Annotated in this window: 20 protein-coding genes; 14 read left to right on the top strand and 6 right to left on the bottom strand. The window is 61.3% G+C overall.

Annotation, left to right across the window (positions count from 1 at the left end; all coding sequences use genetic code 11):
* Together AC0V6X_RS01405 and AC0V6X_RS01400 are read left to right on the top strand one after the other, a co-directional pair.
* Complete coding sequence (locus AC0V6X_RS01405) at positions 1-645, top strand: hypothetical protein (RefSeq protein WP_486182806.1); 645 nt, start codon at positions 1-3, stop codon at positions 643-645.
* Between the two features lie 145 nt (positions 646-790).
* The gene (locus AC0V6X_RS01400; RefSeq protein ID WP_486182805.1) at positions 791-2,347 is read left to right on the top strand and encodes a SulP family inorganic anion transporter; all 1,557 of its coding nucleotides are present in this window, start codon (positions 791-793) and stop codon (positions 2,345-2,347) included.
* On the opposite strand, the gene AC0V6X_RS01395 is transcribed toward AC0V6X_RS01400, so the two are convergent.
* Positions 2,344-2,805 (bottom strand): Lrp/AsnC family transcriptional regulator, encoded by a 462-nt coding sequence (locus AC0V6X_RS01395; protein WP_486182804.1) that lies wholly within the window; start codon positions 2,803-2,805, stop codon positions 2,344-2,346. The two genes, AC0V6X_RS01400 and AC0V6X_RS01395, sit on opposite strands and share 4 nt — an antisense overlap.
* 182 nt (positions 2,806-2,987) lie before the next feature.
* Between AC0V6X_RS01395 and AC0V6X_RS01390 the strand changes: the two genes are divergently transcribed.
* From AC0V6X_RS01390 to AC0V6X_RS01365, 6 genes are all read left to right on the top strand, one after another.
* A complete protein-coding gene (locus AC0V6X_RS01390) occupies positions 2,988-3,899 on the top strand; it encodes a tryptophan 2,3-dioxygenase (protein WP_486182803.1) in 912 nt (303 codons plus the stop codon).
* Entirely contained in the window at positions 3,896-4,531 is a 636-nt protein-coding gene (gene kynB, locus AC0V6X_RS01385) for an arylformamidase (protein WP_486182802.1), read from the top strand. The genes AC0V6X_RS01390 and kynB overlap by 4 nt, the downstream gene beginning before the upstream one ends.
* A complete protein-coding gene (kynU, locus tag AC0V6X_RS01380) occupies positions 4,528-5,763 on the top strand; it encodes a kynureninase (RefSeq protein WP_486182801.1) in 1,236 nt (411 codons plus the stop codon). Before kynB ends, kynU begins: the two co-directional genes overlap by 4 nt.
* Positions 5,764-5,904: 141 nt before the next feature.
* The gene (locus AC0V6X_RS01375) at positions 5,905-7,107 is read left to right on the top strand and encodes a CaiB/BaiF CoA transferase family protein (protein WP_486182800.1); all 1,203 of its coding nucleotides are present in this window, start codon (positions 5,905-5,907) and stop codon (positions 7,105-7,107) included.
* A gap of 17 nt (positions 7,108-7,124) precedes the next feature.
* Positions 7,125-8,366 carry a methylaspartate ammonia-lyase gene (locus AC0V6X_RS01370; RefSeq protein WP_486182799.1) on the top strand — a complete coding sequence of 414 codons (1,242 nt, stop codon included), beginning with the start codon at positions 7,125-7,127 and terminating at the stop codon, positions 8,364-8,366.
* A 120-nt stretch (positions 8,367-8,486) separates the two neighbouring features.
* Positions 8,487-9,278, top strand: a complete 792-nt coding sequence (locus tag AC0V6X_RS01365; RefSeq protein WP_486182798.1) for an IclR family transcriptional regulator domain-containing protein — start codon at positions 8,487-8,489, stop codon at positions 9,276-9,278.
* Here the strand turns inward: AC0V6X_RS01365 and AC0V6X_RS01360 are convergent.
* From AC0V6X_RS01360 to AC0V6X_RS01350, 3 genes are read right to left on the bottom strand one after another with little or no spacing between them, the layout of a single operon-like run.
* Entirely contained in the window at positions 9,275-10,693 is a 1,419-nt protein-coding gene (locus AC0V6X_RS01360) for an FAD-dependent oxidoreductase (RefSeq protein ID WP_486182797.1), read from the bottom strand. The two genes, AC0V6X_RS01365 and AC0V6X_RS01360, sit on opposite strands and share 4 nt — an antisense overlap.
* A gap of 7 nt (positions 10,694-10,700) precedes the next feature.
* Complete coding sequence (locus tag AC0V6X_RS01355; RefSeq protein WP_486182796.1) at positions 10,701-11,795, bottom strand: NAD(P)-dependent alcohol dehydrogenase; 1,095 nt, start codon at positions 11,793-11,795, stop codon at positions 10,701-10,703.
* Entirely contained in the window at positions 11,795-12,682 is an 888-nt protein-coding gene (locus tag AC0V6X_RS01350; RefSeq protein ID WP_486182795.1) for an isocitrate lyase/PEP mutase family protein, read from the bottom strand. The genes AC0V6X_RS01355 and AC0V6X_RS01350 overlap by 1 nt, the downstream gene beginning before the upstream one ends.
* A gap of 150 nt (positions 12,683-12,832) precedes the next feature.
* Here AC0V6X_RS01350 and AC0V6X_RS01345 point away from each other — a divergent pair, with 150 nt between their 5' ends.
* Together AC0V6X_RS01345 and AC0V6X_RS01340 are read left to right on the top strand one after the other, a co-directional pair.
* A complete protein-coding gene (locus AC0V6X_RS01345) occupies positions 12,833-13,180 on the top strand; it encodes a hypothetical protein (RefSeq protein WP_486182794.1) in 348 nt (115 codons plus the stop codon).
* A 3-nt stretch (positions 13,181-13,183) separates the two neighbouring features.
* Positions 13,184-14,278 carry a class I SAM-dependent methyltransferase gene (locus tag AC0V6X_RS01340; protein ID WP_486182793.1) on the top strand — a complete coding sequence of 365 codons (1,095 nt, stop codon included), beginning with the start codon at positions 13,184-13,186 and terminating at the stop codon, positions 14,276-14,278.
* Between the two features lie 9 nt (positions 14,279-14,287).
* Here the strand turns inward: AC0V6X_RS01340 and AC0V6X_RS01335 are convergent, their stop codons facing one another.
* Entirely contained in the window at positions 14,288-15,451 is a 1,164-nt protein-coding gene (locus AC0V6X_RS01335; protein ID WP_486182792.1) for an FAD-dependent monooxygenase, read from the bottom strand.
* 5 nt (positions 15,452-15,456) lie between these two features.
* Positions 15,457-17,055, bottom strand: coding sequence for an FAD-binding oxidoreductase (locus AC0V6X_RS01330; RefSeq protein ID WP_486182791.1), 1,599 nt, complete (start codon positions 17,053-17,055; stop codon positions 15,457-15,459).
* Between the two features lie 120 nt (positions 17,056-17,175).
* Here AC0V6X_RS01330 and AC0V6X_RS01325 point away from each other — a divergent pair, with 120 nt between their 5' ends.
* From AC0V6X_RS01325 to AC0V6X_RS01310, 4 genes are read left to right on the top strand one after another with little or no spacing between them, the layout of a single operon-like run.
* Positions 17,176-18,534, top strand: coding sequence for an MFS transporter (locus AC0V6X_RS01325; RefSeq protein ID WP_486182790.1), 1,359 nt, complete (start codon positions 17,176-17,178; stop codon positions 18,532-18,534).
* Positions 18,535-18,536: 2 nt separating this feature from the next.
* A complete protein-coding gene (locus AC0V6X_RS01320) occupies positions 18,537-20,015 on the top strand; it encodes an aldehyde dehydrogenase family protein (RefSeq protein WP_486182789.1) in 1,479 nt (492 codons plus the stop codon).
* A gap of 8 nt (positions 20,016-20,023) precedes the next feature.
* Positions 20,024-20,851, top strand: a complete 828-nt coding sequence (locus AC0V6X_RS01315; RefSeq protein ID WP_486182788.1) for an alpha/beta fold hydrolase — start codon at positions 20,024-20,026, stop codon at positions 20,849-20,851.
* Between the two features lie 21 nt (positions 20,852-20,872).
* On the top strand, positions 20,873-21,397 hold the full coding sequence (locus AC0V6X_RS01310) for a cupin domain-containing protein (protein WP_486182787.1): 525 nt from the start codon (positions 20,873-20,875) through the stop codon (positions 21,395-21,397).
* The last annotated feature ends 3 nt before the right edge of the window (positions 21,398-21,400 follow it).

Genomic DNA, 21,400 nt, shown 5'->3' with positions numbered 1-21,400 from the left:
ATGGCGATAAAGAAAACTCTCGTTAGACTTCAAGAATTCTCAACGATCACGGGCACGGATTGCAAAGTTGAGCCCGACTGGCAGTTTCTCATTGCTAACCTAGAGACCGCTGACCTTGGCTTCATGCAAGAGCTTTTCGAGTTCCAGTTCAAATACCGTTGTCCAGATAGCTTCCTTCCCCTTTTCACAATCGCAGCCGATCTACATCTCTATTGGATGTCTGATGAAGTAAAAGGCGAGATATTCTTAAGAGACTGTATTACAACATTCTCTCAGCCAATCAGGACCATGTTCGATCACCCTAACTCTGTCGAAACAGAATTCGATAACTTCTGCGTGCTTGACCAAACGCCCCGCAGCGTTGGTCCCTATTTCGTCATATTTAACCCTTCGGATGATCCAGAGCGGCTCTTTCTGACGGACCTCAAGGAAAAGATCGAGGTTTATCTAAGTCCAACTGAGTATTTTACTCGTCTCGGCGAGGGCATGGGATTTTCCTATTGGCAGTTCCTCTTCAGCGACGTGGGGCTTGATGAACAGAAGACCAATTCGATTGATCGGTCGCTGTCGTTTCTGGAAGAGCGAGGACTCCAGTCAAATGACAGTGAGCTAAGGCGACGATATAACCAGCGCAGGCGGAAATAGCCTTTCCCTGCTTGTTGTAATCAGCTTGCTCGGCTCACCCTCCCCCACCCTTGCCCCGCACCGCAATAGCCCCTAGGCGCTTTTCCTCTCTCTCCATGCGGGTGTTTTGCTATGCCCGTCAGCACACAATCAGGACACAGGCCCTATGGCTGATGACAGCGCTCCGGCGGCGGCAGTTGCCGCGCCCAGCGAAACTACCAGCGACTGGAAGCAGGACTTCAAACGCGACTGGTTTGCGCAGCCGCGTGCCGACATCCTGGCCGGCATTGTCGTTGCGCTGGCGTTGATCCCTGAGGCGATTGGTTTTGCTCTGATTGCGGGCGTTGATCCCAGCGTTGGGCTCTATGCTTCCGTCGCGATTGCCATGGTGATCGCGTTTACAGGCGGGCGTCCGGGGATGATCTCTGCGGCGACAGCGGCGGTGGCGGTGGTGGTGATCCCGCTCGTGAAAGAGCATGGGGTCGACTACCTTTTCGCCGCCACCATCCTGATGGGCATATTCCAAGGGATAGCGGCTGTCCTGAGGCTCGATTTGCTGATGCAGTTCGTCTCGCGTTCGGTGATCACTGGCTTCGTCAACGCGCTCGCGATCCTTATCTTCATGGCGCAGATCCCGCAGCTTAATCCGTGGAACGAGGGCGTGGGGGTTGAGACCTATGTGATGGTCGCTGTCGGTCTTGGGATCATCTACCTTTTCCCGCGCATCACCAAGGCTGTGCCGAGCCCTCTCGTCGCGATCGTGCTGCTGACAGCGGCGGCGGTCTATTGGGGCCTGCCGGTGAACAATGTCGCGGGCGAAGGAACGTTGCCCGATGGCTTGCCGACTTTCGCTCTGCCCGACGTGCCGCTGACTTGGGAGACGCTGAAGATCATCGCGCCTTACTCGGCCGCGATGGCGGCGGTGGGCCTGCTGGAAAGCCTCCTCACAGCCCAAATCGTCGACGACATGACCCACACCGAAAGCAACAAACGGCGTGAAAGCGCCGGGCAAGGCGTCGCCAATGTCGTTGCGGCCTGCTTTGGCGGGATGGGCGGCTGTGCGATGATCGGGCAGTCGGTGATCAACATTGCAAGCGGCGGTCGCGGGCGTCTGTCGACCTTTGTTGCAGGCGCGTTCCTATTGTTCCTGCTCACCGTGCTGGGGCCCTATGTGGGCCAAGTGCCGATGCCGGCTCTCGTCGCGGTGATGATCATGGTCAGCATCGGGACCTTCAGCTGGAACTCGATCCCCAATCTGCGCATCCACCCGCCCTCCAGCTCGGTCGTGATGATCGCCACTGTCGTGGTCGTGGTGTGGACGCATAATCTCGCGCTTGGCGTGCTGATCGGGGTGCTGCTGTCGGGTATCTTCTTCGCCAACAAAGTCCGCTCGCTGTTCACTGTGGAGCGGGTGCGGCGTCCGCATTCGGCGGTCTATATCGTCAAGGGCGAGCTGTTCTTTGCCAGCGCGGACAAGTTCCAGCAGATGCTTGGGCCAGAAAGCCAGCAAGAGGACCCCGCGCACCATGTCGTGATTGATGTGAGCGAAGCGCATTTCTGGGACATCTCCGCCATCGGAGCGCTTGAGAAAGCGGTTGAGCGGATGCGCCGCAATGGCCGCCACACGCGGATCGTCGGGCTGAACACTGCGAGCGCTGATCTGGTGGATCGCTTTGCGCTGGAGGACCGCACGGGTCTGGAGCAGGGCCTCGCCCCGCATTAGGCGCTCGCCGCAGCCCATGTCGCTAGGCTGGCCTCTGACTTGATCGTCTTCAGGCAGATCGTGGTCGAGCTGCTGGTGACGCCCGGCAGCTTTGCGATTTCGTGGCGTAGCAATTCATCCAGATGCTCGACCGAACGGGCATATACGCGCAGCAGATAGTCGCTGTCGCCAGCGGTCGTGTGGCACTCGGCGATGGCGGGGTGGTCCAGCACGGCGGCTTCGAAATCGGCATGGGCATCGAACTGGATCGTGACTGAGATTTGGCACAGCACGCCAAGACCGATCTTGTCCGGGGCGAGCTGGCTCGCATAGCCGCGGATGACGCCCGCCTCCTCCAGATCGCGCACGCGCTTCCAGCAAGGGGATTTGGACAGGCCGACCTCTTCGCCCAGCTCCGCGAACGAGACCCGGCCGTCCCCTTCCATCACCTGCAAGATGCGCCAGTCGATTGCGTCCATGATGTCCTCCATTCTGAGCGAACGGATGATTAGCAGGCCAAAGGGCATATTGACAGAACAATGTTTGTCATTTTCCTCCATATAGACATATTCGTTTTGGCATCCGGCAAATTCCACAACACTTCGAAACAATGTTCGCGTGGGAAAATGCTATCCGGGCGGCCGCACAAGGAGAAGTAAGCGTGACAATCACATCGACAATCCAGGACGGCGTCGAGACCTTTGAGACCACGATTGAAGGCGAGCGTATCCGCTGGGATCGCGGCCTGACCTATTCGCATCACCTGCAAACCGACCAATTGCTCAGCACGCAGGTGCCGATGTCGGACAAGCCGGATGAGATGCTGTTTATCATCATGCACCAGACGATGGAGCTGTGGCTGAAACTGCAGCTCCACGAATGTGATGAAGCGATGGCGCATATCCGCGCGGATCGCTTGGCGCAGGCGGAAAAGACGCTCGACCGGATTGCGACGATCATGCAGCACATGATCCATTCGTGGGAGGTGCTGGCGACGCTGAGCCCTGCTGATTTCATCACATTCAGAGGCTATCTGGGCAAGGCATCGGGCTTTCAGTCAGAGCAATATCGCGCGCTCGAGTTCCGCTTTGGTCTGAAGCGCGCGGAGCTGGTGAAGGTCCACAATGATGGCAGCGGCAAGCGCGAGAAGCTGGAGCAAGTGCTTGCCGAACCCTCGCTCTATGATGAAGTCCTGCGCCTGCTCAACCGCAAGGGGTTTGCGATTCCTGATGAGGTGCTGGAGAGGGACTTTTCCCAGCCCTATCAGCCCAGCGATGCAGTCGAGGATGCGTGGTTGGAGATATACTCCGACGTCGACAAATATTGGGAACTCTACAGCCTCGGTGAGAAGGTCACGGCGCTGGAATATTACTTCCAGGAATGGCGCTTCAAACACATGAAGACCGTCTCCCGCGTCATCGGGCACAAGCCGGGGACTGGCGGATCGTCAGGCGTGACCTATCTTGTCAAAGCGCTTGAGCTTAAGTTCTTCCCAGAGCTGTGGACGATGCGCAGCCGCATGTCGGTTCCCGGTGAAGGGAGCGCATTGAAACAAGGATGCCCGATGGGATGACGCGCCGAATTTGGGACATCTCGCAGCGTTTGGGAAGCCGCACGCCGCTGTGGCCGGGCGAGCCTGAAATCAAACTCAGCCGCCATGCTGACATCGACCCGGAATGCCCGGTGAATATCGGAGCGCTCTCCTTCCCTCTGCATGCGGGCACCCATGCCGATGCGCCGCTCCATTACAGCAATGACGGGGTGGCGAGCGCGGACAGTCCGCTGGACGCCTATCTCGGCCCCTGCGTGGTTGCAGATGTCCGCCATGCGGGTGAGCGGGTGGAGACAAACGACTGCGATTGGACCGCGATTGAAGGCGCGGTGCGCGTCCTGTTCCGCACCTATGACACCTTCCCCCACGACCACTGGGACGAGAATTTCAAAGCCATCGCCCCTGGCGTCATCGCGCGATTGCGAGAGGCGGGCGCGGTCCTGATCGGCACCGACACGCCCTCGCTCGACCCGCAAACCTCCAAGACAATGGACGCCCATCACGAAATCCTGCGCGGCGATATGCGTATTCTGGAGGGGCTGATGCTCGATGATGTGATGGCAGGCGAATATGAGCTGATTGCCCTCCCCCTCGCCATCGAAGGGGCTGATGCAAGCCCCGTTCGCGCCATCCTGCGGGAGCTTGCCCAATGAGCGCGCTGATGGAGAAGGCCGCACATCTCGATGCAAGCGACCCCTTGCGCCACTTCCGCGATGAATTCGCCCTCAAAGACGGGCTGATCTATCTCGATGGCAATTCGCTTGGGCCCCTGCCCAAGGCGACGGTCGCGCGGATGGAGGACGCGATCCACAAACAATGGGGCGAGGGTCTGATTACATCCTGGGTAGGCGCGGATTGGGTCAATTCACCGGGCCGCGTGGGCGACAAGATCGCGCGACTGATCGGCGCTGCGCCGGGCGAAGTGATTGCAGCGGATTCGACCTCTGTGAACATTTTCAAGGCGCTGACGGCGGCGCTTTCGCTGCAAAAGGGGCGCTCGGTGTTGCTGACCGAGACGACCAACTTCCCCACGGACAGCTACATGATGCAGGGCCTTGCGCAGTTTAGCGGCGGGGCGATCTCGCACCGCGCTGTGGGGCCAGACGACGTGCTCGACCAGCTCAGCGATGATGTCGCCGTGCTGCTGTTGACGCAGGTCCACTACAAGACCGGCCGGATGCGCGACATGGCGCAGGTCACGGCGCGCGCCCATGAAGCAGGCGTGCTGGTCGTGTGGGATCTGAGCCATTCTGCGGGCGCGATTGAAGTCGACTTGAACGACGCCAATGCTGATTTCGCGGTGGGCTGCGGGTACAAATATCTGAACGGTGGCCCCGGAGCCCCGGCCTTCCTCTACGCCGCAAAGCGCCACCATCACGCGCAGCCTGTCCTCTCCGGCTGGTTCGGCCATGCCCGCCCCTTCGCCTTTGAGGAAGGGTATGACGCAGCGCCCGGCATTGACCGCTTCCAATGCGGCACTCCGGGCATCCTTGGCATGGCGGCTTTGGAGAGTGGCGTCGATCTGATACTGCGCGCCGATATGGCAGAGATTCGGCGCAAATCACTGGCTCTATCCCAGCTCTTTATCGAGTGTATGGAGAGCCGCTGCGGCGAGTTTGGCTTTACTCTGACCAGCCCCGCAGACAGCGCCGAACGCGGCAGTCAGGTCTCCTACGCGCACCCCAACGGCTATGAGATGATGCAGGCCCTGATCGCGCGCGGTGTCATCGGCGATTTCCGCGCGCCCGACATCATGCGGTTCGGCTTCACGCCGCTCTATCTGCGCTTTGCCGATGTCGTCGGCGCGGTCGAGCACCTTTACGAGGTTTGTGCGACGCGCGAATGGGATCGCCCGGAATATCGCGAGCGCGCGGCTGTGACCTGACCACCAAGCGACTGTGACGCGCAGACCTGCCGCCCTCCCTCTTCATCTGTTGGATAGTTGATCGCCGGTGAGAGCCGGATGCGGCGCTGCGCCCTAAGGCTCGGGCCACATCAGCCGATCACACCAACAGGAAGAGACCCCTTGCGCCTGCCGCTCACCGGATATCGCATCATCAGTGCCGAGCAATATGGTGCGGGCCCCTATGGCACGATGCATCTGGCGCAATTGGGCGCGGAGGTGATCAAAATCGAGCCTCCGCGGGAAGACGGCCAACCGGGCGGCGACACGGCGCGGCTGGTAGGACCGCATTTCCTGCGCGAGCATGAGAGCCTCTATTTCCAGTCCTTCAACCTCAACAAGAAATCCCTTTCGCTCGATCTGAGGTCGCAGGAAGGCCAGCAGATCCTGCATGAATTGACCGCCAGCGCGCATGCCGTGGCGAACAATCTGCGCGGCGATCTGCCGGAGAAACTGGGTCTCACCTATGACGCGCTGAAGGGCTCGAACCCTGCGATCGTCTGCGCGCATCTTTCCGCCTATGGCCGCGACAATGAACGGGCGGCGCGGCCCGGATATGACTTCCTGATGCAGGCAGAGGCGGGCTATTGCTCGGTCACGGGGACTCCGGGCGGGGAGCCAACGCGGATGGGCCTGTCGATGGTCGATTTCATGACCGGGACGATCTTCTCCATCGGGTTGCTCGCCGCGATGATGGATGCGCAGCGCTCAGGGCAAGGCTGCGACGTGGACACCGACCTGTTCGCAGCAGCGCTCCATCAGACCAGCTACCCTGCCCTTTGGTACATGAACCATGGGGACGAGGAAGGCCCGACCCCGCGCGGCGCTCACCCCAATGCAACGCCCAGCCAGATGTTCCGCGCGAGCGATGGCTGGATGTTCGTGATGTGCCAACTGCCCAAGTTCTGGGACAAGCTGATCGGCCTGATGGGTCTGGAGCACCTGCGCGATGACCCGCGTTTCCGCACCAATCCTGACCGGCTCGCCAATCGCGACGCTTTGACGCGGGTGCTCGACGCTGAGTTCAGCCAGCAGACGATGGCGCATTGGACCACGCTGCTCGACGGGCATGTGCCGGTGGCTCCGGTCTACACTTTGGGCGCGGCGCTCGACAATCCGTGGGTTGAGACAATCGGCATGCGCGAGACGATTAACCACCCGGACGCAGAGAAGATCGACATTCTTTCAAGCCCGCTCAAGATCAATGGCAAGCGCCCGCCCAACCGCGCCGGTCCGCTGCACAGCGCGGATAGCGACGACGTGCTGGCGGGGCTTGGCTATTCGCAAGACGCCATCGCTCAGCTGCGCGATAAGGGCGTTGTCTGAGCATCTAGGGGGACCCCATGACCAGTATCACCGACATCATCCTTGCCCCCGCGCTTGGCTCGTTCTTCTACGATGACCAGGCCGCCATCCGCGCCGGGGTGGAGCATGACGGGTTCAACTATGTCGGCGAGACGCGCACGCCCGGCTTTACCTCCATCCGGCAACCGGCGACGGCGCTGAGCGTCGGGCTGGTTCTGAGCGACGGGGCGGTCGCGTGGGGCGACATGGTCAGCGTCCAATATTCAGGCGCTGCGGGCCGCGATCCGCTGTTTGATCCCGATAAGATGGCAGCGTTGGTCAAAGAGCGCCTCGCCCCGCAAGTGATCGGCCGCGATGCAAGCGCCGCCGAGACGAATTGCGAGGAATTGCTGGAGGCGGGAGACCCCCTTCCCATCGCGGTCAAATATGGGATGAGCCAAGCGCTCCTCAAAGCCGCGGCGAGCGTACGCAAATGCACTCTGGCAGAGATCATCTGCGACATTTTCGACCAGCCGCTGCCCTCCGCCCCAATCCCGATTTTCGCGCAAAGCGGGGATGAGCGGCGGATCAATGTCGACAAGATGGTGCTCAAACGCGTGGGCGCCCTGCCCCATGGCCTCATCAACTCCGCCGAGAAATTCGGCCCCGATGGCGCGACCTTTATCGACTATGTCGAATGGGTGGCGAAGCGCGCGGATGAGCTGGGCGGCGCAGACTACCGCCCGATTTTGCACTTTGACCTCTATGGCTGGGTCGGGCTTGGCCACAGCGACGATCCGGCCAAAGTCGCTGCCTTTATCGCCAACCTTGCCGAGCGTGTGCCCCAGTTCCCACTCCAGATCGAAAGTCCGGTAGACTATGGTGAGCGGGCGAAGCAGATCGACCTCTATGCTGAGATCGTCGCAGAGATGGAACGCCTCGGCACCAGCGCCAAAGTGGTCGCGGATGAGCACTGCAACACATTGAAAGACGTGCGCGATTTCTGCGATGCGAAGGCCGCCCATGTGATCCAGGTGAAGACGCCGGATGTGGGCAGTCTGCTCGATACAGCCCGCGCCATTGACTACGCCAAGCAAGCGGGCGTCGGCGCCTATTCAGGTGGCACCAGCGCAGAGACGGACATGTCGGCACGCGCCTGCGTCCACATTGCGCTCGCCATGCAGGCGGACATGATGCTCGCCAAGCCGGGCATGGGCGTGGACGAAGCGATTTGCATCGTCGGGAACGAGCAAAGCCGCACGCTTGCGCAGATTTGCGCAAAGACCGCGCGCGGTCGCTGACGCCCCTTCGCGCTGTTGCAAAATGAGCATTAGTCCAGACAAATTGACAGTCTGTACCGTCTCGGCGCTTGTACATTTACCCAGTTGCGCCTAACCGTACAGTGGTTAGATGAGGCTTCTATGGAACGTGGTGTACCGGTCAGAGCAATCAGTCGTGGCTTCGCCGTATTGTCGGCGGTGAGCCGTGACGGACCGATCACGCTGATGGGTATCTCGCGCAGCGCCGATGTGCCCTACGCCACCGCTTGCCGTGTCGTCCAAACTCTCATGCATGAAGGTCTGATTGAGCGGGAGGCGGGGCGCAAGAAGTACCGCGTGACGGCTCTCGTCCAGTCGCTTGCCACGGGGTTCCAGCAGGAAGACCTGCTCGCCGCAGAAGCGCGTCCGCATATGGAGGAATTGTGCCAGAAGGTCGGCTGGCCGATCTCTCTCGCCACGCGCGTTGGCACGCGGATGATGGTGCGCGAATCGACCCATAAGATGACGTCGCTGACCTTCACCAATTACTATCCCGGTTTCACTCTGCCGATTGCCGAATGCGCGACCGGCAAGGCCTATCTCGCCCATTGCGCCGATACAGAGCGGGACATGATCAAAGACGCGCTGCAGGCAACGGATAGCGAGTCTGCGCAGACCGGATTGCTGCTGCTGTCCGACGGCGTGGCGCTCGATAATATCAAGAAAGTCGGATACGCCTTGCAAGCGCGCAATCAGCACAATTTTGAACCCGGCAAGACGTCCTCGCTCGCCGTTCCGGTGTTCGATCAGGAACGCCAATTGGTCGGCTGCATGGCGCTCATCTACTTTGCCTCGGCGATCAAACCGAATGAGGCCGCGGCGGAGTTTCTGCCGATGATGCAGGCCACCGCCGAAGAGATCAGCGCCAGTCTGAGCGTCAGCGAATACGCTTAAGAAATCTGCGCCGCGGAGTGCTCGCCAGCCAGGCGGCCCAAGGTCGTTGCCGTCATCAAGCCATTGCCCGCTAGATAACCATCCGCCCCCGGCCCCGAAATCCCACGCGCAGCGCCGCCGCCTGCATAAAGGTTCGGGAAAGGCGTGCGGTCGGATTTGAGGACGCGCGCATGGGCATCGACTTCCAACCCGCCTTGCGTGTGGAATAGAGCCCCGGTGACTTTGACGCCATAGAACGGCGCGGAAAGCTTGGCCTTGCCTTCAAAGCTGCGCCCAAAGCGGTCCGGTTCTCCGCTCTCGACCAGTGCGTGGGTTTCCTCGATCGTAGCGGCAAGACCCGCCGCATCCACACCGAGAATCTCGGCCAGCTCTTCCAGAGTGTCCGCGCTCTTGATGCAGCCGGCTGAGAGCGCCTGCTGGTAGTCGTCAAACTGCTCCATGACCTTGTGGCGGCGTTCGTCATAGATCGACCATGCGACATGGCCGTCCTGCCGCAGCACTTCGACCGCTTGCTCTGAATAGCCTGCCGCCTCGTTGGAGAAACGCACGCCTGCACGGTTCACCTGCACGCCCCCTTCGACAATCAGCGGCCACAGGATCGGGATGCCATAGCCTGCCGCCAGCCCTGCATGCCCCTGATAGGAGCTGATATCCGCCATCGCTGCGTCCAGCTCGCGGCCCCACTCAATCGCGTGGCCCTTATTGCCGGGATGACCGTGGAAAGTGGCATGTTCCAGCTCCGGAATCAGGTCGGCAACCATCGCCTGATTGCCCGCAAAGCCGCAGCAGGCGAGGATCAGCGCATCGCAGCCGATCACATCTTCGGAGCCATCGGGACGTGTGCATCCGATCGCGATGACGCGGTCTTTTGCGTTCACAAACAGGCGGTTGACGGTGCTTTCGGTGAAGAAGTCTACGCCCGCCGTCTCACACGCAGCGAACAATGCGCCCATCAGCTCTCCGCCCGAACGGCTCGGCATGCCATGCATCCGCCGGACCGAGTGACCGGGATAGGTGAAGCCATCGACGAGGCTGAGGTCTAACCCGTGCTTCTCGACCAGCCAGTCGATGGTGGCGGCGGATTGCTCGACAATGCTGACCACCATTTCCTTGTCGACCTGACCCTTCGTCTTGGAAACGATGTCTCCGGCGAAGATGTTGACGCTGTCCTCGACGCCCGCCGCGCACTGGATCGCGCTGCCGCAGGCGGGGATGAGGCCGGTGGACATCGACGTGGTGCCCAGCGGCTGACGATCCCGCTCAACCACCAGCACATCAATCCCCGCATCGCGCACGGCAAGCGCGGCGCACAGGCCGGTCCCGCCGCCGCCCACGACGATGACGGGAATGTCCATGATGGTCTCAACCGCGTCGGTGCGGACGACTTCAATCGCGCTCTGATCGGGGGCGGGCATGCTAGGGTCAGGCTCCAAAAGTGAGGACAGGCTTGATCGCGGAGGAGGTCTTCATCGCCTCAAACGCGCCTGCGATATTTTCGAAAGGGAAGGTTTCGATCAAGCGGTCGACCGGCAGATGGCCCGCCTCAAACTGATCGAGCAGATAGGGCAGGAATTCATGCGGCACGCTGTCGCCTTCGATGATGCCGATAATGTTGGTCGTCATAAAGGATAGCCCGCCGGGATGAGGGATTGGGTCCTCGAACTCACCGGGCAGAGTGAGCACGCCGAGCGAACCTCCGGGACGCAAAGCGTGGAGCGATTGCTCGAAAGTGGTCTGCACACCGGCCGTGTCGAGCACCGCTGCAACGCCCTCTGGCACGACGGAGCGGATCGATTCTGCGACATCGCCCTGAAAAGCGTGCGTCGCGCCCATTTCGCGCGCCAAAACGCAGCGTTCCTCAACCAGATCGAAGGCGATAATCGGATCGCAGCCGAGTATCTTTCCCGCCATGATGGCCGACAGTCCCACCGCGCCGCAACCGATGACGGCGAGCGGATAGCCCGGCTTCAAGCCCAACTGGTTGAACACTGCGCCTGCCCCTGTCTGCACCCCGCAGCCAAAGGGCGCGGCGTGGATGAAACTGACGCTGTCGGGGATCTTGATGACATTGCGCTTGGTCACAATCGCATGGGTCGCAAAGCAGCTCTGCTGGAAGAACGCGCCGCCGATGGCTTCGCCGTTTGGCCGCGTGAGGCTAGGCCGATCCGTCGCCCGTGCGCCTTCAATGTTGAGCGCGATGCCATCGACGCAATAGGCGGGCCGTCCGCTGTCGCAGACCGAGCATTCGCCGCAAAAGCCGAAGGTGGCGAGCACCCGGTCGCCCACTGCGAACTCGGTTACGTCCGAGCCGACCTCGACCACCACGCCCGCGCCCTCGTGGCCAAAGACGCGCGGCTCGGTTGACCAATTCGCAATGCCGATATCGGTGTGGCAGATGCCCGCCGCCTTGACCGCGATCACCAGCTCATCGGGAGCGGGATCATCCAGGATCAGCGGCTCAATCTGCGGCGGAGCGCCCGCTCCGGGAGAGATGGCAGCAAGAATGTCCCTCGGCATCAGGGCGCTCCGTGGCGGTCCTGAAAGGCGACCACATCGTCCATGCCCAGCGCCTTGGAGATCTCGGCAAAATCGAACATGTCGATATGGTCGGTGTTGGGATCGCCGGACGCAAGCCCCTCGTAAAAGCGCTGCGTTGCCCATGCCGCGCTCAGGGGAGCACCGGCCGGATAGATCACCAGCTTGACGCCCAGTTCCTGATAGCGAGCGGGCGAGAGGATCGGCGTCACCCCGCCATGGGCCGCGTTGAGCAGCAGGGGCTTTCCCAGAGCCTTGGCAGCAGAGGCAATCTCGTCCTCACTCTGCGGTCCTTCGAGGAAGAGGATATCCGCCCCCGCCGCGTCATAGGCTTGCAGCCGCGCAATGGCTGCGTCGAGGCCTTCAGTGCGCCTTGCATCAGTGCGGGCGATGATGCGCATATCGGTGCCTTCGCGCGCCTCTACAGCGACACGGACACGGCGCTCCATTTCCTCAGTGGGCACAGAGGAAGCGCGCCCGACATGGCCGCAGACCTTGGGAAAATCCTGATCCTCAATCTGCATCGCCGCGATGCCTGCGCGGGCATAGGCCTTTGCCGCACGATCCAGATTAGTGAGGCTGCCAAAGCCGGTATCCGCATCGGCAATGATCGGCGCGCCCGCTTTCTCGGCAAAACGCGCAAAGATGGTCAGGAAGTCGGTCGCGCCAGCAATTCCGACATCGGGCTCGCCCAAGGCAGAGGCCGCATTCCAATAGCCAGAGGCGTAGAAAGCGCCAAAGCCAGCGCGCTTCGCCATCAGCAAGCTCATGTGATCGTAAATGCCCGGCGCAACGATAATCTCGGGCCCATCAAGCGCCTTGCGCAGCATCTGAGCCGGGGTCACAGTGTTATCCATGAGTACTGACATAGCCGCGCTGATCCGCAATCCGCTCACTTGCGGCAATCGCTATCCAATACGCGGATGAATCGGGCGAGGCGGCTCGATTTGTGGCCGGGCACCAATCACTCTCTCACCCGTTGATTTGCCGGAGCTTTGTGAAAGATGGAAAACACCGTCATGGACGAAAAAATCCCCCAAGAGCTGGGCGAAGAGATCACGGGGCGCGGGCGCGTCTATTTCGACAGTGTTGTGACTGACAATATTCTCGACGCGCTGTTGGAGCTGTCCGCCTCCGTCTGGACCTATCACGACAGGGTGCTGGTGCTTGAGAAAATCCTTGAGGAAAAGGGTATCTCGGTCTCCGACGAAATCGAAGCCCACATGCCCGACCAGGACGAAATCGCTCGCCGCGCGGCGGAGCGTGATGCGTTTGTTGACCGAGTGTTCGGCGCCTTCCTGCGTCGCCCGACACATAAGCTTGGCGCAGCCGCCGATATCCCCTCTGGCAATATGGAACAGGAATAGACAATGGACCGCGGTACGATTGGAATCCTCCCCCGCCCGACCACTCTCGCTGATGAGAGCTATCTCGAATTTGTGACCTCGTTCCGCAAATTCGCCATCCAGCGCGGCTTCCCCGTGATGGCCGCCAATGGTGAGGCAGAGCTGGAGCGCGCGGTTGAAGCCGGCGAAGTTGTGCGCCCGGATGATGGCTCGGACATTCCGCTCGATCAGGTGAAGCAGGTCTTCGCCAAGGTGCCCCTGACCCCGACCTGGCAGCGCTTTGTCCGCTCCCAGCAAGAGATGATGTGGCGCGGCACCCGCAAGAGCTTCCTGCGCAAGGGCGATGAGCTGCTCGAAGCGATGGAGGCAGCGGAAAAGTCCAACCCGGACAATATTCACTACGACCCGAATTTCGAGCCGCCGCAATACACTCGCTGCGAAATCCACTGCCAGCCGGGCGGCTACACGGACGATCCCATCGGCGGCCCGGTGTTTCACTACGGCACCAAGATTTTCTACGAAGGCTTCAACGATCAGGACGAGCTTCACATCGAACTGGCCGAGAAAGCGACCAAGCCGGAAGATGGCAAGATTGAAAGCATCCTCGATATCGGCTGCTCCATCGGGCAGGCGACGACGGTGCTGAAAGACCTCTACCCGACCGCTGAGGTCTGGGGTCTGGATGTTGGCCTGCCGCTGATCAAATACGCCCATATGCGCGCAACCGAGCGGGGCAAGGACGTCCACTTCAAACAGGCGCTGGCAGAGGATAGCGGCTTTGAAGATGGCCAGTTCGACATGGTCCTATCCTACATCCTGTTCCACGAAGTGCCGGTCAAAAAGATGAAGGAAATCATCGCCGAAACCTTCCGCGTGCTGCGCCCGGGCGGGGTCTTCTCGATCTATGAATTCCCCAACAACAATGACGCGATCAAGGTCAGCGACGGCCACCGCTTCATGATCGACAATGACAGCCGCGACAATTGCGAGCCCTACTCGCCCGCTTTCGTCGCATCGGACTTCAAAGGCATTCTTGAGGACGCCGGTTTCGTGGTCGAGCCCGGCCCCGGCCTAACCAACGCATTCCTGCAATCCTTGGTGGCGCGCAAGCCCGGCTAACGGGTGCGCTTAAGCATCGGCAGGTAGCCCTAGCAAAGGCGTGGTCGCCGGATCATAGGCGAAGATGCCCAGCGCATCCTCGTCCTTGATCGGCGTGTCGCGGAACATGTCCGGGTCGATGGCCTGCAAACGCTCCCCGCCCAGATTGCTCTCGCGCTGAAGTAATGATGCACGCTCAATCCGCGTCGCGACATAGCAATCGAGTGCGGAGTCTAGGCCATCGCACTCCGCAATGGCCCGGCCCAGGATCACGCCATCCTCAATCGCGCAGGACGCGCCCTGCCCCATATAAGGCAGCATCGGGTGAGCCGCGTCGCCGAGCAGGACCGTGCGACCCTTGCGCCACTGCGACAAAGGCTCCCGGATGAACAGGCCCCAGCAGAACAGTTCCTCCTCTGGAATCTCACGCAGCAGCTCCTGCACATAAGGCGGGAAGCTTTCATATTTGGCGATCAGATCGGCCTTGTCGGCCTTCACCGCCCAGCCCTCTTCCACCCAGCCATCGGCCTTGGAGAGCGCGACGACATTGACCAGCTCGCCCTGCCGTACAGGGTAGCTGACGATGTTGCGGCCATGGGCGAGGTGATTGATGTTGTAGGGCTCGACCGCGCGCGGCGTGACTTTGCCTGCCGGGATCAGCCCGCGATAGGCGACATGGCCACTGAACTGCGGCGCGCCGGTTTCGAACAGAGCGTCACGCACAACGGAGCGCAAGCCATCGGCGGCAATCACCGCATCGGCCTCGACGATTGAGCCATCCGCGAAAGTCAGCGTCACGCCATCCTCGCGCGATTGGATCGCCGACAGGTCAGCGCCCATCGTGCAATTCTCTTCGCCGAACGCGTCGACCAAAGCGCCCATCAGGTCGGCGCGGTGAAGCTGCACATAGGGTGCCTTGTAACGCTCACGCGTGTTGCGGCGGTCGATGGGTTGGAGCAGCTCTCCGGTGGAGCCATGCCATAGCTGCTGTTCGACTGGCTCGTTCGCGACCTCTTCCAGCCACTCGCCAAGGCCTAGCGAGCGCAGACCCAGCACAGCGTTGGGCGACATGGAGATGCCAGCGCCCACTTCGCCAAAGGCCGGGGCACGCTCATAAATGCGCACATTCTGGCCGGCTTTTTTTAGCGCAATGCCCGCCACAAGCCCGCCAATGCCGCCGCCTATGATTGCCACTTCTGTCAAAGTCCAAGCGCTCCGGGATTGATGATGTGGTGGGGGTCGAGGCGTTTTTTGAGGTCAGTCACAAAGTCGCGCACGGCTTGCGATTTCGTCTCCGCATAGGGGTACATCTTCCCGATCTGGAAATGCGTGCCGCCAGCTTCTCGCATCAGGACGATGATCTCGGCAATCATCGTGCGCGCCAGTTCTCGGCCCGCCAGATTCTCGGGATATTCCGGCAGGTTCGCGAGGTAATCGGGCGTCATGCGCGCATGATATTCGTAGCGCGTGTCGGGCCAGTAGAAGACCGGCTCATAGAGGAAGCCTGCGCCTGCAATGCCGGCAAAGAACTCCGCAATCGTCATTCCGCAATCCGCCATTTGGGCGGCGTATTTCTGCTTCAATGCGAGATATTCGGCGTGAAAGCCGTCCATCGCATCGGGAGAGAAGATACCGTGGACCGGAACCATCCGGCGGCCATCGGGATGGGTCACGGGCAGAGCCGGGAACGGATCAGCGCGCATCATCAGCGGAACCGTGTTGACGATCTCGTTCCCGCCTTTGGCATGGGCACGCAAAGCTTTGACGCGGCTGGCCACATCCTTTGCATCGCGCCCTTCGATGACGAAATGCGCGGTGTAGCGCGCCTTGTCCATAAAGCCGCGCCCGCCCAGCGCCACCCGCGCCATCCGCCCGAGCGCCGCGAGCGGATTGCCCGCTGACACGCCGACCTTCCAAAGTGATTTGAGGTCGTTTGCCAAGTCCGGCGGCCCTGCGTTCTGGCGCGCGAAATCCGCGTCCATCGCGGTGAACTCACTCGCCAACCGCCTGCGAGAGACCTCTCCGAACAGAGCCGCCATCGCAGCGAAATCGTCGAAAGCAAAGGACAGCCCCGTGACCTGCGCCGGGCGCGGCTCAATCTCCAGCGTCACCGCCGTCTTGATCCCCAAAGCGCCCGCATCATTGGCGAACAGGCCCGTCAGATCGGGGCCAAAGTGACGGTTGAATGCGGAGGTGCCCTGCGACCCGTCCGATCCGGTGTGGAGCACTTCGCCTGCGCCGGTCACAATCTCGAAGCTCTTGACCGCGTTGGCCGATGCGCCTGTCTGACCCGACCCGAATGTGACCGACCCCTGGCTGAGCGATCCGCCCAAAGTCGCCGTCCCGCCCGACATCGGCCCCCAGAACCGCGCGCGCATGCCGACCTTGGCGAGCGCTTTGTCGAGCGCCGCCCATGTGCATCCCGCCCCGGCGGTGACATAGTCGCGGGAGGCGCTGACCTCTCCGATCCAGTCGAGAGAACCGGTGTCGAGCACCACGGCATTTTCGCCCCGTGGCTGAAACGCATCGGTGTAGGACATGCCCCCACCGCGCGGGAATATCGCAATGCCAAGCTCCCCGCATTCCTTCACCAGCGCCACCACATCGTCGCGGCTGCGCGGGCGGATCACCGCGATGGGCAGATCACCTTCAAAGAACAGGTCCTGGCTGAAAAAGCGCCGCTCCGCTTCGTCCACGATCACGCAAGCGGGATCGAGAGCGACCCTGAGACGTTCCAAAGAGGAGTTTCGGACTTCCAGAGGTTGGGTGTCATCAGATTGCGCGGGAACTTGCGTCATAACGCCACTGTATCAGCAAAAGCGCCCCCCGAAACGAGCGAGCGCTGCGGGCCTATCCAATAGACGGTCACACGGTCCTCTCGCCATGGCTCAAGCGCCAGTGCGGGATAGACCAGCATCATGGCAACCGCGTTTGCAGACACGAAAGCACCTCAGGTGAAGGCCGGCATAGGCAGCCGCCCGTGGTTCGTCGTCGCGGTCCTCTCACTCGCGGCGATTGTTGCCTATATCGACCGCCAGATCATCACTCTGCTGGTGGAGCCGATCAAGGCCGACTTAGGCGCAAGCGATGTGCAAATGGGCTTGCTGATGGGCATTTCCTTTGCGCTGTTCTACGCTGTGCTCGCCATTCCGATTGCCTGGATCGCGGACCGGCACAATCGCAAAATGGTCATTCTGGTGGGCCTCGTCTGCTGGTCAGCGGCGACTTTTGCGAGCGGGCTTGCGGGCGTGTTCCTCGCTTTGTTTGTCGCGCGCATGTTTATCGGCGTGGGCGAAGCGACGCTTTCGCCCGCAGGTTTCTCGATCATCAGCGACTATTTCTCGAAGGAAAAGCTGCCCGGCCCGATCAGCGTGTTTACAGGCTCCGGCTTTGTCGGGTCGGGCATCGCGCTGATCCTTGGCGGTTACCTCTATGCGACGCTGGCTGAGATGGGGCCGACGACGCTGCCGTTCGGCACGTTCCAGCCGTGGCAACTCACTTTCATGTGCGTCGCTATGCTGAGCGTGCCTTTGTTCGTGTTGATGCTGTTTATCAAGGAACCCGTGCGCAAGGACAGCGCAGAGCAGGCCGCTGCCGCTGCGCAGGAGGCTCCGCCAGCCTTTGAAGTCGCCGGGTTCGTGGCCAAGAATGCAGCCGTCTTCCTGCCGCTCTTCCTCGGTTTCTCCTGCCTTGCAGCGGCGCAATATGGGCTGGGCGCATGGGCGCCGAGCTACTTTATCCGCGTGCATGAGTGGACCCAGTTAGAGGTCGGTCAATTGTTCGGCCCCGTGCTGATGGTCGCTGGGCCGCTGGGCGTGATCTCGGGAGGGTTTCTCGCCGAACGACTGCTCGCGCGCGGGATGATTGACGCGACCTTGCGCCTGCCGATGTTTGCAGCGCTCCTCGCTCTGCCCGCCGCCATCGCCTTTCCTCTGGTGAGCTCACCCATGGTCGGGCTTGGACTGCTTGGAGTGGTTGTACTGCTCGGCACGATCCCCTTCGGAGCGGGCGTCTCGACCTTCCCTCTCATCACCCCCAACCGCATGCGCGCGCAGGTCATGGCGGTCTATCTGCTGATCGCCAATCTCTTAAGCTATTCCGCCGGGCCGCTGCTGATCGGCTGGCTGACGGACAATGTGTTTGGCGATGAAAAAGCCATCAACCTCTCTCTCGCCTTTGCGCCGCCTGCGACGATTGCAGCGGGCGCGTTCCTCATCCTTCTCGCCATCCGCCCCTACCGCGCGATGGTTGAAGCCCAAACCAATGGAGACACCTAGAAATGCCCCTTATTGACCTGCTCCCCGCATCCAGCAGTTTCGTTGCCAAGTCAAAAGGCATCCTGATTGGCGGCAACTGGTCGGACGCGTCGGGCGGAGACCCAATCGGCGTCATCAACCCCTCAGACGGCGCGCAGCTCGGCCTGATCGCAGATGCGAGCGCCGCTGACGTTGACCGCGCCGTGGCCGCAGCGCGCAAGGCGTTCGATGAAGGCCCATGGCCCAGCATGAAGCCGGGTGAGCGCGCAGCCCTGATCCATGCCTGCGCTGACAAAATCGCTGCGCACCATGAAGAGCTTGCTCAGCTGGAGACACTGGACACCGGCAAGCCGATTAACTCGGCGCGCGGAGAGGTCTTCGCCGCCATCGGAGCAATCCGGTACTACGCAGGCTGGGCGGACAAGATCACCGGCACGACGCACAACATCAACATGCCGGGCGACCACCACGTCTACACGCTGAAAGAGCCGGTGGGCGTCGCGGCTCTGGTTGTGCCTTGGAACTACCCGATTGTGATGGCCGCGATGAAGCTGGGGCCGTGCCTTGCCTCAGGCTGCACCGCGATCCTCAAGCCTGCCGAAGACACCTCGCTCACGGCGCTTCGTCTGGGCGAGTTGTTCCTCGAAGCAGGGCTGCCTGAAGGCGTGCTCAACATCGTCACCGGCTATGGCGCGACGACCGGTAACGCACTGATCCACCACAAGGGGATCGACAAGATCGCCTTCACTGGCTCTACCGTGACAGGCAAGGTCATCGCCCATGCAGCCGCTGAGAACTTGAAGAAAGTTAGCCTCGAACTCGGCGGTAAATCGCCCAATATCATCATGCCTGATGCTGACCTTGAGAAGGCCATTCCGGCAAGCGCGATGAGCATCTTCTGGAACACCGGCCAGACCTGCACCGCCGCCTCGCGCCTTTATGTCCATGAAGACATCAAGGACGAAGTGATCGCGGGCGTTGCTGCGGTTGGCAAGTCGCTCAAGCTGGGTGCGGGTCTCGACGAAGAGACGCAGATCGGCCCGATTGTCTCGGAGAAACAGTTCGACAAGGTGCAGGACTATATCGAACTGGGCGCAAGCGAAGGGGCAGAGATTGCGAGCGGCGGCAAGCGTCACGGCAATTCGGGCTTCTTCATTGAGCCGACTGTCATCTCGAACACCACCAATGACATGCGCGTTGTGCGGGAGGAAATCTTCGGTCCGGTTCTGGTCACTCAGACCTTCAAGACCGAGGAAGAGGCCATCGCACTCGCCAATGACAGCGATTATGGCTTGGCAGGCTCTGTCTGGACATCAGACGTCTCGACCGCCCACCGCATGGCGCGCGGCATTCGCGCTGGCATTATCGGCATCAACAATGCGAGCGGCGCGGATTGGGATGTGCCTTTGGGTGGCTACAAACAATCGGGCGTGGGCCGCGAGAATGGCAGAGACGGGCTGGAGCTTTATCTCCAGACCAAGTCGGTCTTCACAACTCTGTGAGTGGCGCAATGAGCGACGACACCATCCCTACCGAGGTCATGCGCGTCGACATTGGCGATGCGGAGATCCATGTCGAAACCACAGGCAGCGGGCCGGACTTGCTACTGGTCGCAGGCCTTGGCGGGCGCGGGGCGTTCTGGAGCAATCAGGTCCAAGCCTTCGCCAAACACTTCCGCGTCATCACCTTCGACCATCGCGGCTGCGGGGAATCGACGCCGGGCAAGGTCGTCTATGGCGCCGAGCATATGGCAACCGATGTGCTCGCCATGATGGACGCGATGGGGATCGGGAGCGCTTACTTTGTCGGCCACTCCACAGGAGGCGCGATTGGCCAGCATATCGCTCTCGATGCGCCAGAGCGGCTTACCAAGATGGTGCTGTCATGCAGCTGGGCGGGACCGGACACCTATCTGACAGAGCTGTTCCGCACCCGGCGCGAGATTCTCATCAGCTGCGGCCCGCTCGCTTATCTGACCACCGGAACCTATCTCGCCATGCCGCCCAGCATCCTGCAGGCGCAGATGGGCGATCCCAATTATGGCGCGCGCAAGTTCATGGAGGAGCGCCTCGCCGCCTTCCCCGGCCTTGAAGTTGAGCTCTCGCGCATCAACGCGGTCTACACCCACGATCTGCGCAGCCGCCTGCACGAAATCACCGTCCCCACTTTCTGCATCGGCGCGATGGACAATTCCATCACTCCCCCCGGCTTCACGCAGGAAATGGGTGAGCTGATCGAAGGGGCTGAGGTCCATCTGCTGGAACGCGGAGGCCACTTTGCCCCCATCGCTGCGACCGTGGACTACAATCCGCGCGTGCTCGAATTTCTAACCGCCTAGAACCTCAGGAGAACACACGTCATGGCGTCCGATCCTGTCCACCCGCCGGTTGGCCACATCACCAAGGGCCGCTCGGTCATTGTTGGCCCTGACGAAGGCCGATCCCTATGGCAGCCCATGCCCAGCCGTGGCTATGTGAACGTCAACCTCACCGCCGACAACATGCCCTATGACACGTGGTCGAGCGGCATTCAGGTTATGCCTCCCGGCTGCATGGTGCGCGAGCATGGGCACAAGCAGAACCACGAGCTGGTCTTCGTCTATGAAGGCACGGGCGTCGTCGATATTGACGGCGAAGAGACCGAGTTCGGCCCCGGCACCACGATCCTCTTTGCGAGGAATTGCACCCACTGGATCAAGAATACCGGCGAGACCGACATGAAGATGTTCTGGGTCTTCTTCCCGCCGGGTCTTGAAGACTGGTTCTACGCCATTGGCCGCGACCGCACGCCGGGCGAGCCCATGCCTGAGCCCTTTGACCGCCCCGATAATGTGCAGGACGTGATGAACAAGATGCGCTTCCTCCCTCCCCGGAATGCGGACTGAGCC

This window comes from Erythrobacter sp. S267, from assembly GCF_057365045.1.
Note: the sequence above shows the minus strand (reverse complement) of the source record. Positions and strands in the feature narration are given on the sequence as shown.

Bases quoted from the DNA above. Each gene is read 5' to 3' on its own strand.
- AC0V6X_RS01365 (WP_486182798.1), top strand. From the start codon at position 8,487: ATGGAACGTGGTGTACCGGTCAGAGCAATCAGTCGTGGCTTCGCCGTA.
- AC0V6X_RS01405 (WP_486182806.1), top strand. From the start codon at position 1: ATGGCGATAAAGAAAACTCTCGTTAGACTTCAAGAATTCTCAACGATC.
- kynB (WP_486182802.1), top strand. From the start codon at position 3,896: ATGACGCGCCGAATTTGGGACATCTCGCAGCGTTTGGGAAGCCGCACG.
- AC0V6X_RS01350 (WP_486182795.1), bottom strand. From the start codon at position 12,682: ATGTCAGTACTCATGGATAACACTGTGACCCCGGCTCAGATGCTGCGC.
- AC0V6X_RS01395 (WP_486182804.1), bottom strand. From the start codon at position 2,805: ATGGACGCAATCGACTGGCGCATCTTGCAGGTGATGGAAGGGGACGGC.
- kynU (WP_486182801.1), top strand. From the start codon at position 4,528: ATGAGCGCGCTGATGGAGAAGGCCGCACATCTCGATGCAAGCGACCCC.
- AC0V6X_RS01360 (WP_486182797.1), bottom strand. From the start codon at position 10,693: ATGCCCGCCCCCGATCAGAGCGCGATTGAAGTCGTCCGCACCGACGCG.
- AC0V6X_RS01310 (WP_486182787.1), top strand. From the start codon at position 20,873: ATGGCGTCCGATCCTGTCCACCCGCCGGTTGGCCACATCACCAAGGGC.
- AC0V6X_RS01315 (WP_486182788.1), top strand. From the start codon at position 20,024: ATGAGCGACGACACCATCCCTACCGAGGTCATGCGCGTCGACATTGGC.
- AC0V6X_RS01400 (WP_486182805.1), top strand. From the start codon at position 791: ATGGCTGATGACAGCGCTCCGGCGGCGGCAGTTGCCGCGCCCAGCGAA.
- AC0V6X_RS01325 (WP_486182790.1), top strand. From the start codon at position 17,176: ATGGCAACCGCGTTTGCAGACACGAAAGCACCTCAGGTGAAGGCCGGC.
- AC0V6X_RS01345 (WP_486182794.1), top strand. From the start codon at position 12,833: ATGGACGAAAAAATCCCCCAAGAGCTGGGCGAAGAGATCACGGGGCGC.
- AC0V6X_RS01355 (WP_486182796.1), bottom strand. From the start codon at position 11,795: ATGCCGAGGGACATTCTTGCTGCCATCTCTCCCGGAGCGGGCGCTCCG.
- AC0V6X_RS01370 (WP_486182799.1), top strand. From the start codon at position 7,125: ATGACCAGTATCACCGACATCATCCTTGCCCCCGCGCTTGGCTCGTTC.
- AC0V6X_RS01320 (WP_486182789.1), top strand. From the start codon at position 18,537: ATGCCCCTTATTGACCTGCTCCCCGCATCCAGCAGTTTCGTTGCCAAG.
- AC0V6X_RS01330 (WP_486182791.1), bottom strand. From the start codon at position 17,055: ATGACGCAAGTTCCCGCGCAATCTGATGACACCCAACCTCTGGAAGTC.
- AC0V6X_RS01340 (WP_486182793.1), top strand. From the start codon at position 13,184: ATGGACCGCGGTACGATTGGAATCCTCCCCCGCCCGACCACTCTCGCT.